The 14,166-nt window shown below is 46.2% G+C and carries 17 protein-coding genes; 15 read left to right on the forward strand and 2 right to left on the reverse strand.

Going from position 1 to position 14,166, the window contains the following annotated elements; translation table 11 throughout:
- The first annotated feature begins 287 nt into the window (after positions 1 to 287).
- Positions 288 to 890: a general stress protein gene (locus ACDJ58_RS10465; protein WP_413377640.1), complete on the forward strand. Its 603-nt coding sequence runs from the start codon at positions 288 to 290 to the stop codon at positions 888 to 890.
- A gap of 137 nt (positions 891 to 1,027) precedes the next feature.
- Here ACDJ58_RS10465 and ACDJ58_RS10470 read toward each other — a convergent pair whose 3' ends face one another.
- On the reverse strand, positions 1,028 to 1,438 hold the full coding sequence (locus tag ACDJ58_RS10470) for a YidH family protein (protein ID WP_413377642.1): 411 nt from the start codon (positions 1,436 to 1,438) through the stop codon (positions 1,028 to 1,030).
- Positions 1,439 to 1,499: 61 nt separating this feature from the next.
- On the opposite strand from ACDJ58_RS10470, the gene ACDJ58_RS10475 reads away from it, so the two are divergent.
- The 7 genes from ACDJ58_RS10475 to ACDJ58_RS10505 all read left to right on the forward strand — a co-directional run bounded on the left by ACDJ58_RS10475 (position 1,500) and on the right by ACDJ58_RS10505 (position 7,645).
- The gene (locus tag ACDJ58_RS10475) at positions 1,500 to 2,645 is read left to right on the forward strand and encodes an acyltransferase (protein WP_413377644.1); all 1,146 of its coding nucleotides are present in this window, start codon (positions 1,500 to 1,502) and stop codon (positions 2,643 to 2,645) included.
- Between the two features lie 321 nt (positions 2,646 to 2,966).
- On the forward strand, positions 2,967 to 3,341 hold the full coding sequence (locus tag ACDJ58_RS10480; protein ID WP_063563231.1) for a helix-turn-helix transcriptional regulator: 375 nt from the start codon (positions 2,967 to 2,969) through the stop codon (positions 3,339 to 3,341).
- Between the two features lie 2 nt (positions 3,342 to 3,343).
- Entirely contained in the window at positions 3,344 to 4,351 is a 1,008-nt protein-coding gene (locus tag ACDJ58_RS10485) for a Gfo/Idh/MocA family protein (RefSeq protein ID WP_413377646.1), read from the forward strand.
- Between the two features lie 290 nt (positions 4,352 to 4,641).
- Positions 4,642 to 5,082, forward strand: a complete 441-nt coding sequence (locus ACDJ58_RS10490; RefSeq protein ID WP_413377648.1) for a ribonuclease — start codon at positions 4,642 to 4,644, stop codon at positions 5,080 to 5,082.
- A 17-nt stretch (positions 5,083 to 5,099) separates the two neighbouring features.
- Positions 5,100 to 5,375 carry a barstar family protein gene (locus tag ACDJ58_RS10495; RefSeq protein ID WP_247902255.1) on the forward strand — a complete coding sequence of 92 codons (276 nt, stop codon included), beginning with the start codon at positions 5,100 to 5,102 and terminating at the stop codon, positions 5,373 to 5,375.
- Positions 5,376 to 5,564: 189 nt separating this feature from the next.
- Positions 5,565 to 6,851 (forward strand): MFS transporter, encoded by a 1,287-nt coding sequence (locus ACDJ58_RS10500; protein WP_413377650.1) that lies wholly within the window; start codon positions 5,565 to 5,567, stop codon positions 6,849 to 6,851.
- 110 nt (positions 6,852 to 6,961) lie between these two features.
- Positions 6,962 to 7,645: an ArsR/SmtB family transcription factor gene (locus ACDJ58_RS10505; protein WP_413377652.1), complete on the forward strand. Its 684-nt coding sequence runs from the start codon at positions 6,962 to 6,964 to the stop codon at positions 7,643 to 7,645.
- A 158-nt stretch (positions 7,646 to 7,803) separates the two neighbouring features.
- On the opposite strand, the gene ACDJ58_RS10510 is transcribed toward ACDJ58_RS10505, so the two are convergent.
- Positions 7,804 to 8,370, reverse strand: a complete 567-nt coding sequence (locus tag ACDJ58_RS10510) for a TraR/DksA C4-type zinc finger protein (RefSeq protein WP_076289586.1) — start codon at positions 8,368 to 8,370, stop codon at positions 7,804 to 7,806.
- A gap of 205 nt (positions 8,371 to 8,575) precedes the next feature.
- Here ACDJ58_RS10510 and ACDJ58_RS10515 point away from each other — a divergent pair, with 205 nt between their 5' ends.
- From ACDJ58_RS10515 to ACDJ58_RS10545, 7 genes are all read left to right on the forward strand, one after another.
- Positions 8,576 to 8,953: a DivIVA domain-containing protein gene (locus ACDJ58_RS10515; RefSeq protein ID WP_024630343.1), complete on the forward strand. Its 378-nt coding sequence runs from the start codon at positions 8,576 to 8,578 to the stop codon at positions 8,951 to 8,953.
- A 62-nt stretch (positions 8,954 to 9,015) separates the two neighbouring features.
- Positions 9,016 to 9,450 (forward strand): Rrf2 family transcriptional regulator, encoded by a 435-nt coding sequence (locus ACDJ58_RS10520; RefSeq protein ID WP_413377655.1) that lies wholly within the window; start codon positions 9,016 to 9,018, stop codon positions 9,448 to 9,450.
- 36 nt (positions 9,451 to 9,486) lie between these two features.
- A complete protein-coding gene (locus ACDJ58_RS10525; RefSeq protein ID WP_413377657.1) occupies positions 9,487 to 9,984 on the forward strand; it encodes a metallophosphoesterase family protein in 498 nt (165 codons plus the stop codon).
- 231 nt (positions 9,985 to 10,215) lie between these two features.
- The gene (locus ACDJ58_RS10530; RefSeq protein WP_413377659.1) at positions 10,216 to 11,130 is read left to right on the forward strand and encodes a sugar phosphate isomerase/epimerase family protein; all 915 of its coding nucleotides are present in this window, start codon (positions 10,216 to 10,218) and stop codon (positions 11,128 to 11,130) included.
- Positions 11,127 to 12,299 carry a Gfo/Idh/MocA family protein gene (locus ACDJ58_RS10535; protein ID WP_413377661.1) on the forward strand — a complete coding sequence of 391 codons (1,173 nt, stop codon included), beginning with the start codon at positions 11,127 to 11,129 and terminating at the stop codon, positions 12,297 to 12,299. The genes ACDJ58_RS10530 and ACDJ58_RS10535 overlap by 4 nt, the downstream gene beginning before the upstream one ends.
- 94 nt (positions 12,300 to 12,393) lie before the next feature.
- Positions 12,394 to 13,491: a Gfo/Idh/MocA family protein gene (locus tag ACDJ58_RS10540; RefSeq protein WP_413377663.1), complete on the forward strand. Its 1,098-nt coding sequence runs from the start codon at positions 12,394 to 12,396 to the stop codon at positions 13,489 to 13,491.
- A 202-nt stretch (positions 13,492 to 13,693) separates the two neighbouring features.
- The gene (locus tag ACDJ58_RS10545; protein WP_072732452.1) at positions 13,694 to 14,137 is read left to right on the forward strand and encodes a hypothetical protein; all 444 of its coding nucleotides are present in this window, start codon (positions 13,694 to 13,696) and stop codon (positions 14,135 to 14,137) included.
- Positions 14,138 to 14,166: the final 29 nt, after the last annotated feature.

Consider the following 14,166-nt stretch of genomic DNA (forward strand, 5'->3'; position numbering starts at 1 on the left):
CTATGTTCTTTAGAAAAAAGCATGCTGAGCCCACTTGGACTCTTCTGCCCGATTGCTCCGAAATAGGAGCCAACTCCAGATCAGGCTTGGCATATCAACAGTTTATTTTCTGTGTTCGTCTTCGTATCACACCACGTGCAGCTCCTAGCGCGGTGACTCGCTGAATATCAATGGTCGGTCATTCTCCTAGGCCTTCAAGGATATGATTTTGCGGTGGAAGCGTTTGAAAGAAAACAAGGCGGGTAATAACATAGCGAACCACTCAATTAGATGAGGAGGGATTCACTATGCAGAAGAAAATCGTAGGTGTGTTTAATACAGAACGTGAGGCATCATCAGCAATCGAGGGATTGAAAGCGCAAGGATTCACTTCAGACGAAATCTCGGTAGTCACACAGGATCGGGATGAGCTGAAGGCCATTCGCGAAGAGACGGGTACAAAAGCACCCGAAGGTGTAGCTGCAGGTGCGGCAACAGGCGGGGTGCTCGGCGGAGTAGCCGGATTGCTCGCTGGTATTGGGGCATTGGCGATTCCGGGCATAGGTCCTATTCTGGCCGCTGGCCCAATTGCCGCAGCCTTTACGGGTGCCGCTGTAGGTGCAGGAGCAGGCGGACTTGTAGGTGGACTCGTCGGTCTCGGTATTCCGGAAGAGGACGCCAGACAGTATGAGGAATACGTGCAAAGTGGTAAAATTCTGTTGCTCGTGGACTCAACGGATCGGGATACTGATGTTTATGACGTGTTCAGCAGTAACAGTTATGTGAACCGGGACAGTATCGATGCCCATCGAGAAGATGTGCCTACTGAGCGCCCGGATCTCGATATGGAAGAGCGCAGACTGGAAGCTCGGGATAAGGCAGCTCGATTTGGCAACAATACTTTTCTATAATTCGGATCACCAAAGACAGGATTCTTCAACTGGAATGATATATGTGAACCACCAGGTGGTCATCAGCCGGTTTCCTTAGAGGAAGCCGGCTTTTGTACCTGTGTATGATGCATAAATGAACGTCAGAGGTTCAGGTGTTAAACCTGCCAGGCAGGGAATAACAATACATACAGTAATACGGCCAGGGCCAGTCCAATCACCAGCAGCATCAGTGTCAGGAACCGAATCAATTTCGTGGATGCCTGGAACGTTTGTGAATTGATCTGATTGCGTTTTCGGTGGTAAGCGGCTGCAGAACACAGGATGATCAGAATACCGCTGACCAAGGAAGTAATACCAATGATGATTGCCGCGATATGGGCCATCCGATCATAGGCCGTTGAACTGAAGCCGAAGCCGGCTGCAAGAAAGCCGATCCCAATCATGGCAATGCCGGTACGAACCCAGGCCAAAAAGGTCCGCTCGTTAGCCAGATGCTGTTGTACATATTTGGAGTCAATGGTAGTTATGTCTTGGTCTGTATCTGAGATGTGAATCACCCCGTTCATCAATATATGGCTTCATTGTACGTCGTTTTCATGGCAAAACCAAGAAAGGAGGCTGTCTGTTATGCCTCGTAAAGAACGAATTACAGGAATTGAGAGTCTGAGGGGAATTGCTTTTGCGGCAGTCGTCCTTCAGCACTCCATAGCTCATTATTCCGTGGTCCCAGAAGCGGGACTGGAAGACGGTGTATTGCTCGCGATCCTGCTGATGCTGTCCAAATTTGCAGTACCCCTGTTTATTTTTATCACAGGTATGGTGCTTTTCTATAATACAGGAGACAAGTTGCATTATGGACGTTTCATGCAAAAGCGATTAACCGATGTAATCGTCCCCTATATTATCTGGTCACTGATCTACTTCACACTCGCGCCTCGCGGCTGGAACGGATTTGGTTGGCAGGATATTCCTGACCTTGGTTTAAAATTAATCACGGGTAAAACGACCTCGCATTTTTGGTACATTATTATGCTTATTCAGTTTTATCTGTTGTTTCCCCTTTTTCTGCGAGCAATCCGTTATTTCTATAATCGATATGAGGGGAAGGGGCGCACAATAGCTCTTCTGATCTCGGGTGTGGTGTACCTTGTGCTCGCGGATCAATTGCGAAATATCGCCAAATTTATGGAATGGTTGAATATCCCGGTGCTGACCGATGCCTTTACAACCTATGCGGATCGAAATTTCCTGTATTTCTTTTTTTATTTTGTGCTTGGTGCGGCAGCCGGGCTATCGGTTCAACGCTGGAATGAGTGGATTCAACGTTTGCGCTGGGGATATTGGACCGTGTTTATTGTACTTGGTCTTCGGTTTATATATAAGTTAATGCAGGAGTTCCAGAAGCCGGAGGGCATACAGATTACGTTCTATACCGTCAGTCTCATCCGGCCGGATATGATCTTATTCCTCATTGCTTCCATCATGGTGATGTACCAACTGGCTGGCAAGCTTCACAATATCAGAGTAACACGATTGCTGGCGTGGATTGGCGGGGTTTCGTACGGGGGATACCTGATGCACATGCTGATGTTGCGCTACAGCTACATTCCGGATGAACAGTTTTATGTGGCATTGGGTTTAAACCCCGTAGTTCGCATGATCATCACCTGGTTGCTGGCGCTTACGTTATCCTGCGTACTCACATGGCTCATCTCTCGCGCAAGCTGGGGCAAGTGGATTGTGGGAACCGTACCGAAGTCAAAACCTGATTAACAGGTGAATACATCATTATATGAAAAATTCAGAACAACAGTGAGTTGAGGGCCAATAAAATGAAGGCAACAACCTGAAAAAAAGTGACGCCAATACCATGATTAACACTTTTTGAAATAAATTTAAAAATTTCATTACATGAAAAATTCATAATAGAAAACCCAAATTCTCGCTCTACCTTACGTTCCTGCCTATCCATCATTTCTCCTTCTTGCCTTCCAACGCCCATGGATTAAAGGGAGAAAGACGGATAAAGATGGCAGAAGGGGAACATAAGATTTATAATACTAGATATATAGAGCTGACAGGAGGGGAATGAACGTGGCTTTTATGATTGCGCAGCGGGCATTTATTAAGCTGTATCTGATTACGATGGTCGAACAGCACAGGGGATACGGTTATGAGATGCTGGAGGCAATGAAGCAGGAATTCAAAGCCTACGGTTATGTACCACCCCAGAGCGAGATCTACCGGGCGCTGCATGAATTGGTTCAACAGGGTGTCTTTTATCGTACGAAGAAGCTGAAGGGCAGTGATCCCAAAGTCGATTTTCAGGAAATCGTTTTATATCACTTCACGGATGATGGTGCGGAGAAAGCCGAATTATATAAAAAACAGGTTAAAGCCGATCTCGATCGTTGTCTCGGCATGTTACACAAGGCAGAAGAGGACAATTACGGAGTGAAAGGAAGATAAGCATGGACAGACACTTACAGTGGGGTGTACTTGGTACATCTACAATCGCGAAAAATGCAGTCATTCCGGCGATTCAACAATCCGAAAGTGGTGAGGTCTTGGCGATAGCCAGCCGCAGCAAAGAGAAGGCTGAAGCACTTGCGAATGAACTCGACATTGCCAGAGCGTATGGCAGCTATGATGAACTCATTGCGGACCCGGATATTGAAGCTGTGTATATTCCTCTGCCGAACCACATGCATAAGGAGTGGACGATTAAGGCTGCTCAGGCTGGAAAACATGTATTATGTGAGAAACCGGCTGCTCTGAATTCAGATGAAGCGGCGGAAATGATTGAGGTATGTCAACAGCACGGTGTACTGTTTGCAGAGGCCATTATGTATCGATACCACCCCAAGCATAAACGTGTGCAAGAAATTATAGCCAGTGGGGAGATTGGTACGGTCAGAGCCCTCCACGGCAACTTTACCTGCAATACCGCTGACGATAAAGACAATGTAAGATTCAAAAGGGAGATGGGCGGAGGATCATTATTTGATCTTGGCGTATATCCAATCTCGGCAGCCCGCATGTATCTGGGGCAGGAGCCGGAAGCGGTAACGGTACACGCTCTATTTTCCGAAGAACATGATGGCGTCGATATGATGGCTTCAGGACTTGTGGAGTTTCCCAATTCAGTAGCGTTAACGTTTGACTGTGGCATGTGGGCCTCTGGACGAGCTGAGATGGAGATTCTCGGTACCGATGGTCGGATTGAACTGCCCAAGGTGTTCGGCTGGGAGAACAGTGATATTCCACCACAGATTATCGTGCACACCGATTCCGTCAGCCGAGAGGAACGTGTATCGGTATCCAACTCCTATGTTTTGCAGGTGGAGACATTTGCAGCCGCGGTGCTTGAGGGAGAAGCATTGCCGTTCAGTCCGCAAAATACCATTGAGAATATGCGTGTCATTGATGCATGCCTGGAATCGGCACGAACCCGTCAACGGGTGCAATTAGTGGATTAAAACAGGAGCTAACATAATAGCATGATAGATGATAGGACATGATCGAAATGGTAGACTCCATCCCCCGGGATGTGAGTCTTTTGTTGTAATTAATTGTTATGTTTATATATTTTTACAATAATAACGGTTAAATTTGATATTTACTCCAAAATGATGTGATATAAATAGTAAATAGATGGCTTGTTCACTATAATCTAGCAGAACGTACATCCAGGCAGAATTATTCACATCTCATATTACTTACATAGTGGCAACGTTCATCCATTTTAAGTCATTGGGAGGCTGGATTTATGAAAAAGTTTTTGTCTACAGCTCTGCTCGCGGTTATGTTAACGATTGTCTTCTTCACAGGTTCACAGTTCGCTCCGGTTGGACAGCAGAAGGCTGCAGCGGCAACGTGTACCATCATCAATACGTTTACTGGTGTGGCCAACTATCTCAGCGCCAATGGACAACTGCCATGCAATTACATTACCAAAGCACAGGCAACGGCACTGGGCTGGGTATCGTCGCAAGGTAACCTCGCTACGGTTGCTCCGGGCAAAAGTATCGGTGGAGACGTGTTTAGCAACCGGGAAGGATTGCTTCCAGCAGCGAGTGGCCGCACTTGGCGTGAAGCGGATATCAACTACACTTCCGGTTTCCGTAATTCTGACCGCATCCTGTACTCCAATGACGGCTTGATTTACAAAACGACAGACCACTATGCATCATTTACTCGCTTGAAATAAGGAAGGACATGACCGACATGAAGAGGGTAGTGCTTAACGGTGAGGACTTTTCTAGCACGACAGAGTTGCATGAGTTGTTGAAGCAAAAGCTTGAACTGCCAGACTTTTACGGTGCAAATCTGGACGCCTTGTGGGACTGCCTTACAGGCATGATTGAGCTGCCGCTTGAATTAACCTGGACGAACTACCAGATCAGCAAGGAACGGCTGGGTAGTGAGGCAGAGAAGGTGTACCAGTTGATGCTGGAGGCGGAAGAAGAGAGTATTGGATTTCAATTCAAGACTGAGGACTAGTAGATGAACTACGAATCATAACAGCAAATTTTGGTGCAAAGAGAACAGACCCTTCGGTCTGTTTTTTTGTGTTTTATGGGGACGAACACATCGTTAAAAATATTTTCACGAAAGGGTTGATTTTCGCATATCATACGTTAAAATAAAATTAACATTAAAAATATTTTCACGTTGAGAGGCGGAGTAATCATGAGCGAAGGTACAGTCGCACGCAAACAAGGGATCGGGGAATTAATTCGGATTAAACCTTATGTGCAGTTTATGGTGAGCAAGGTTGTATCCAGATTTGGCGATTCGATTGATTCCATTGCCTATAGCTGGATGGTGTACATTCTGACAGGTTCAAAGCTGCTGATGGGAACACTGCTGGCTGTTAATTTTTTGCCGAGTATCTTTCTGGGGCTGTTTGTCGGTGCACTGGTTGATCGCATGTCGCCCAAAAAGGTGATTGTGCTCACGAATACTGGTCGAGGATTATTTGTTGGCATTACAGCACTATTGTTTGGTCTGGGTGAGCTGCAAGTCTGGCATCTGTTCGTCATCACCATTTTGAATTCCCTTCTGGAATGTTTCGCGTCACCCGCAGAGGTATCCAGTGTACCGCGATTACTTCCCAAATCGATGCTGCTGTCTGGTAATGCCATGGCCTCATCTGCAACCCGGGTTGCAGAACTCGCAGGACTTGCAGTGGCGGGAACGTTAATTGCAACGGCAGGGATTACATGGACGATATTGATCGATGCGGGCTTGTTTGCCTTAAGTGCACTCCTGATGAGCCGTGTGGGGTACCCGAAAACCTCAACATCATCTAACAATGAAAATACATCACTAGATTCATCTGATTCTCCTCCAGCAAGAAAAAGTATATTCTCTGAAATGACAGAAGCCTTTCATTTTATGCGTAAACATGTGTTGTTACTAATCGTCTCGATTCTGTTTGCCTTCGTCAACTTCTGTCTGATGCCATTCAATGTCCTTCGCACGCCATATGTCATTGAAACGTTGCACGCCGGCGCGGGAGGATTAAGTCTACTCAGTGGGCTGATTGTGGCAGGCATGGTACTGAGCGGCTTGTGGCTGTCTCACCGAGGATCGAATTACCGTAAAAGTGTGCTGGTCATCGTAGGCATTGTCATGTTGGGGCTCAGTTATGCCATGACTGCACTCCCGGCTTACATGACGTCCTACCAGCTGCCTGTTGCTGCTGTCTTTTGTCTGATGATGGGCGTGGGGATTCCACTCGCTACAACACCCCTTGCGTCCTATCTGATGGAAGTTACGCCTTCCGATATGCTTGGCAGAGTGTATGCCCTTCAAAGTATGCTCGTCGTGAGTGTTGCTCCATTAGGCAGCTTGGTTTCAGGAGCTCTTGCCGATTGGGTAGCAGTGCCGATTCTGTTTATCGTGTTTGGTGTTTTGCTTGCTATGTCAGCCGCTCTGGTGCTTCTGAGCAAGACTTTCCGCACTGTTCTATAATAGGGCTTCCTGAAGCCTGTTATCTTCAGCCTGTTTTGACCGAAGCCCTGTTCTGACGGTATAATATACACATGATGGGCAACAGGTACCCCGGAAATGAGGATACAGGTATGCAGCGCAAAGTACTTTCAACGATTGAAGAAATTAAGGTCTACTCCGATCCGTATCGGATACAGATCATGAATATGTTTAATAAACAGGGCAGACCCTCTACGGTTAAAGAGATCGCAGACCAGATGGGCGAAGTACCAGCCAAGGTACATTATCATGTGAAGAAACTGGAGAAAATCGGTCTGCTCACCATCGTATCCACTCGTGAAATTAATGGAATCATCGCCAAATATTATGAGCCCTTCAAGGGAGAAATCCAGCTCCGTAACGAAGATGAAGAGAATTCACCTTTGAAGGAGGTATTTCGTTCCGAAACCTTCAAATTGTTAAATGAAATGTTTGAGCAGAGCCGTAGGCGATTTATGAATCAGGCGGAAAACGGGGACCGTATGTTTATCTCGGATATGACGTTGTATGCTAGCCGGGAAGAAGTAGAGCAGTTGTACAACAACATTACGAAGATGTGTGAACCCTATTTAACGAAAGACAGGCATGATGCGGACCAAGAGGTCTTTCATTTATTCAGTTCCCTATCCAAAGATACGGTGAATAAGCCCGTTTTGAAAAACGCTGGAAAATTGAAAAAGAAGGCTTCACCCGATAAGGGCAAGTCTGTTGCGAAAACGTCAAGACCTGCTAAAAAGCAGAAGGAATCCTCGTCTGGTGGTCAGGCGGAAGAGTAACCGAAGCATATTCATCGGCTTTATTGAAGTTCCGTCTGTGTAAAGACGATATGCTGGACCAAGAAAAAAGCCGCCATTGGCGGCTTTTTCATGCGTAATTTGGCATGATGGAAGACATGTACCTATTTTAGCGTAAACGACCTTAATTCGTTCATAAACTACATGTTTTCATCATAATCTTTCACGTCACGTTTGGCTGCGGTTGCGGGGGAGTTCGATGTGCCATATTCCTCGACAGCTTCCCAGGCGTCAGCGTTATCGAACTTGCCAGCATTGCGCTGTCTTACTTCACCGGCACCGCTTGGCGGCATCGTCATGACTTCCTCCTCAACGGGCCGTTCGTTGCTTAACTCGCGGTTAGGCGTATCATCGATACAGTAGGCTGTGTAAGGGATCGCTTCGAGTCGTTCAAAGGGAATATCCTTACCACAGGTCACACAGGAGCCATACGTTCCTTGTTCGATTCGCTCCAGCGCTTCATTCACCTGGTTGAACTCGTCGGTTAACGTATCATCTATCGCCAGGTCACGGCTTCGCTCAAACGTCTCCGTCCCAGCATCTGCTGGGTGATTATCGTATGATGACAGCTCACCAGTTGAATCTTTCAGGGACTCGGCTGGAGCACCGTCTTCCATGCTGGATTCAAAATGACGCTGTAGGTTTTCACGTTGTTCCAAAAGAGCGTTTTTCAGCTCTTGAAGTTGATCTTTGGTTAATGTACTCATAAGGACATGCTCCTTTCCCGCAATGGGGTTGTAGTCAGTCCTTACCCGAATTTCATAAGAAGCAATCAGTTTCGTGTGTAAAGAGGGTCGTTCGATTTTATATCTGACGGATAATGTGTTATAAAAAATATAGAGAGAAAATGCGGCGGTATCGAAGATCTTCTTGTGCTTACCGCGGCGCGTTTGATAATGGAGGGTTGTCAATATGGATGAGCATATGAAACGAAGATTGGACAAACAAAGACAATTGTTCAAACAATTGGGCGTGCAGCTAGACGCTTTATCGATTCATGAAAAACAATTCAATTATAAACTTCGTGGTTATGATCCGGATGAGGTGGATGCTTATCTTGATTTGGTTATTAAAGATTACGAACGTTTCTATGCCAATATAGCGGATCTGATGGACAAGTGGCAAGAGCAGCAGTTAACGATTCGGGATCTGAAGTCATCGGCGAAGCCAGTGGAAGATCCAACGAAGATTGATCGCAAACAACTGGATGATATTGTGAAACAATTGGAATACAGCGTTCGGCAGTTAAAAATTCGGGCACGCCCTGAACAGGACCTGTTCTCCGAGTAAGTCTACACATCTGGGATTATATAAAATCAGCATTATAATGCTCAAATAAAAGGTGGTTAATCATGAGTACTCATTTTTCGGTCAGTGTGCATTGTTTGTTGTTGTTGTCTTTCAGCGCGCCTGAACGAATCACTTCGGCACTGATTGCAGGTAGTGTGAATACCAACCCTGTCGTGGTCAGACGTATTCTGGGCGGGTTGAAAAAGGCAGGACTTGTGGACTCCTCACCGGGAACAAGAGGATTTTACCTCGCCAAACCCTCAAGCGAAATCACATTAGCCATGATCTATCAGGCTGCCAAGGATGAAGGCCCATTGTTTCCGATTCACGGTAACTGTAATCCGAATTGTGATGTTGGCCTTCGTATTGACAGCCTTCTGACCAATCTGTATCAGGTTGCCGAATCAAAGGTGGAACAATTCTTCGCATCCATTACACTTGAAGATATGGAGCGTTCCTGTTCCCAGCTTGAAGTTCTTCCATCACATGCCGAATAAAGCGTAATATAAGGGAAAGGGAAGGTGTGCTGTACTATGAAAATTATTGTCATTTCGGACACTCATTTACCTCGAAGAGCACGTAAGTTACCCGATCCCTTGGTTGAGGCGCTATCAGATGCCGATCTGATTCTCCATGCCGGGGATTGGTCGGACTGGAGTGTATACAAGCTGCTCAGCGCTTATGCACCAGTTGAAGGTGTTGCAGGCAATACGGACCCGCCAGAAATAGGTCGAAAACTCGGGTTCTCCCGCATCGTTGAGGCAGACGGTTTGCGTCTTGGTCTTGTACATGGTCATCTGGGAACGAAGTCTACCGAGCAGAATGCGATCCACACTTTTGCAGGGCAGCAGGTGGATGCCGTGATTTTTGGACACTCGCACATTCCGGTGATGCATACGGTCAATGATGTGCTGATATTTAATCCGGGTTCTCCTACGGATCGGCGCTTTCAACCCCAATATTCTTTTGGTATCATGACTACAAATTTAGGGGGATTGCAGGCGGAACATGTCTTTTTTGATGAAAAATAAAAGTTGAAAACCAGGCATCTCGAATCAGAAGGCTCTTCTGTTATTCGGGGTGCTTTTTGCTATGTGCGTGTTCAAAAAGGAACTTGCAAGTTATCTCTGAATGGGGAATATGGTCTGCTGTTTATCTGTCATTCATCTCTTCTCGTTGCCCCCTATGGTGGCCTTCGTATGAATGATACAATGCGTTTACAACAATAAATTGAATACGTTTACATAAGGAGATGAATGTTGATGAAATTGTCTGTATTCACTGTTGCCACACCGGACTTGACCGCAGAAGAATTGGCTTCTGCTGCAGCCGCAGCAGGCATTGAAGGGATCGAATGGAGATATCGCGGAATACCGGAGGATGCTTTGGCTGAAGAACCTTCTTATTGGAGACATAATCGTTGCTCGATAGATCCAGACCAATGGGAGGAACAGGTACCTGCATTTCGAGAAGCGGCAAAAAAGCATGGCAGACAGTCGATTGCATTGGTGCCATATCTGAGCTGTGGAGATCTGCTTGCCACGGAGCAAGCATTTCAAACTGCACAAGCCTTAGGAGCATCCATGATGCGTGTTGGGGTTCCCGGTTATGATCGCAAAACCAGCTATCCTGAATTATACAAACAAGCTGTGCATTATCTGAACGAGGTTCAAGAGATGGCCCAACAGTATAAGGTAAAAGCTGTAGTAGAAACCCATCATCAAACGATTGCCCCCACTGCATCACTAGCTTATCGGCTCGTGCAATCGCTGGATTCACAGCATGTAGGGGTGTTGTACGATCCAGGCAACATGGTGCATGAAGGATATGAGAACCATCGTATGGGACTGGAATTACTGGGACCTTATCTGGCACATGTGCATGTGAAGAATGCGGCTTGGTTCAAGGATGAATCAAACAAGAATTCGAATTCCAGTGTGAATGAACAAAATACAGAAATCTTGCTAACATCAAACTGGCATTGTCAGTGGGCCCCCTTGACTGAAGGCGTGGTGAACTGGTTGCAAGTATTCCGTGACCTTAAATCCGTTGGGTATGATGGATATTACGGGATTGAGGATTTTAGCGGGGTCTTGCAATCGAAGGCGATGTTACAGCATTTTGCAGATGTTTTTGCCGAAATTGAACGTCGTGTGGACGAGGAGGTACAGGTATGAGTTTGGTTCGAGTAGCCGTTATTGGAATTGGGAATATGGGTGCAGCCCATGCCAGAACGTTGGTAGCAGGAGAGGTACCTGGTGCAGAACTGGTGGCTGTGTGTGATGTGAGACAAGAAATGGAGAGCTGGGTATCCAGCAATCTTCCGGCTTCAGTCACTTATTGGCAGGATGCGGAGCAGATGATGTCATCAGGGACGATTGATGCGGTAATTATAGCAACCCCGCATTATGACCATCCCGAAAAGGCCATTCAGGCTTTTCAGAATGGTTTGCATGTCATGATTGAGAAACCTGCCGGAGTATACACCAAACAGGTACGCAAGATGAATGAAGCCGCGGCTACCAGCGGCAAAGTGTTTTCCATGATGTATAACCAGCGAACCAACCCTTTATATATCAAACTAAAAGATCTAATTGCCTCGGGAGAACTGGGTGAGGTACGGCGTACCAACTGGATTATTACGAACTGGTATCGCTCTCAGAGCTATTATGATTCAGGCGGCTGGCGGGCAACGTGGGCTGGTGAAGGGGGCGGTGTCCTGATCAACCAAGACCCTCATCAACTGGACCTGTGGCAATGGACCATCGGCATGATGCCGGTGCGTATGCGTGCCTTCTGTTCATTCGGCAAATACCGGAACATTGAAGTGGAAGATGATGTAACGGCATATGTCGAATATGAAAATGGAGCAACAGGTGTATTCGTGACCACAACGGGTGAAGCACCAGGCACCAACCGATTCGAAGTCAATGGGGATCGTGGGAAAATTGTCATTGAAGATGGTCAGTTGACCTTCTGGCGTCTTCGTGAACCCGAGCCTGAATTCAATCAGAGATTTACCGGAGGATTTGGACAGCCGGAATGCTGGAAATGCGAGGTGCCAATTACGGGTGTGGAAACCGGACATCCTGGCCTGATTCGCAACTGGATCGATGCCATCCTGAACGGGACACCGCTCATTGCTCCCGGTGAAGAGGGTATCCATGGTTTGACTTTGTCTAATGCTATGCTGCTGTCAACCTGGACGGATAACTGGGTAGATCTGCCGATCGATGAGGATTTGTTCTATGAGCATTTGCAGCAGCGGATTGCCAGTTCAAATACAAAGAAAGACAAGGTAGGCAGCAGCAGTCAACCTGCTGATCTGTCAAAGACATTTAAGTAAGTGGAACTTATACACCAAGCTGAACTTAAGGCGTGTACAGGATAACTGAACCGATAAACGGAAAATCCAATTGAATTGGAAAGGTGGAGAAGGTATGGCTAAAGACGGCATGTTTTATGCACCAAAGAGTCTGAAAAAAGAGATCGTATGCGGTCCAGGTGAGTTTACCATTGCTGCTGTAGCGTTGGACCATGGACATATCTACGGCATGGTTGGCGGGCTGGTGGAAGCTGGGGCAACGCTTAAATGGGTATATGATCCTGACCCAGCTAAAGTCGAGGCTTTTCGGAAACAGTTCCCGCAGGCACAGATTGCGGCATCTGAAGCAGATGTACTTGCCGACGATGAAGTACAGCTCGTAGCCGGAGCAGCCATTACATCGGAACGTGCGCCACTCGGCATGAGAGTCATGGCCGCAGGTAAAGATTATTTTACGGATAAAGCCCCTTTTACTACATTAGATCAACTGTCCCTTGCACGTGAAGAGGTTAGACGCACTGGGAAGAAGTATATGGTCTATTACAGTGAGCGTCTGCACGTGGAAAGTGCGATCTATGCCGGACAACTGATCGAACAGGGAGCCATCGGCAAGGTTGTTCAGGTTATGGGGACAGGGCCGCATCGATTAAACGCGGGAGGTCGGCCTGAATGGTTCTTCCAGCATGAAAAGTATGGCGGCATCCTCTGTGATATTGGAAGTCATCAGATCGAGCAGTTTCTGACCTTTGCTTCGTGTACGGATGCAGAAGTGGCGTTCAGTCGGGTGAACAATTTCAATCATCCACAATTCCCGGAACTGGAGGACTTTGGCGAAGCATCACTCATCGGCGACAACGGGGCTTCCGGTTACTTCCGCGTAGACTGGTTTACACCGGATGGTTTGGGTACCTGGGGCGATGGGCGAACGGTTATTTTGGGAACGGACGGATACATTGAGCTGCGCAAGTATATCGACGTGGCCAGAGAGGCTGAGGGTGATCAGGTGTACCTGGTTAACCATGAAGGGGAATATCGCTACAGTGTTAAAGGACAGGTCGGTTATCCATTCTTCGGTGAACTGATCCGGGATTGTCTGGATCGAACAGAGAATGCGATGACACAGGAGCATGCGTTTAAAGCGGCAGAACTCTGCTTAATTGCACAGCATAAGGCAATGAGTGAGAGAGTGGTATGGAGCAGTGGTACGAAGTAAAGGGTTTTATTTAAGATAGTAATAGAATATGTAGGTGGAGAGCGGCCTGATGTAATGGCCGCTCTTTTGTTTGTTGTAGTACCTTCGCAAATGGAACAATATGGTTTATTATGTATGTAGTTCAGAAATCGAGATTGATTGTGTGGTGTTTATGAAGTACATAAATTAGATGTTATACGGAACACTTCGAAAGCAGGAAAACATGAAAACAAATAAGGCGATGAGAAATTTATTGAATGAGCTTGCTAAATCAAAGGAATCGATCAGTTCGAATTTATTTAACCCTACTTTTCATGAATGGGACGATTGCATTTTAGTTGATGCTTCAAGTTTAAGAGAGACAGATTCTATTGAAGAAACCATTTATCAAGATCGAACAGATTTAGAAGCCTCAATTAATCATTACCATATAGAGGATTTAAGGACTGGAATAAAACTCATTTCGAATTGGAGAGAGAATATAAAGTTGAACTACCCTGAAAAAGACTTTATTTTAATTTTAAGTTCTACAATCGAAGGAGAAGATGTGGTAATTAGATTCTATCAATTTAGAGATCATGAACCTGAATGGATTAAACTAAACGATCTTGAAGGTTATAAAGAAGAAGCTATTTTAGTCATTGAGATTTTGAATGCAGTTCAATGAAGCGAAGTGCTTCGTATAACATAATATTC

The organism is Paenibacillus taichungensis, assembly GCF_047302525.1.
In the GTDB taxonomy this organism is placed as follows: Bacteria; Bacillota; Bacilli; order Paenibacillales; family Paenibacillaceae; genus Paenibacillus; species Paenibacillus taichungensis_B.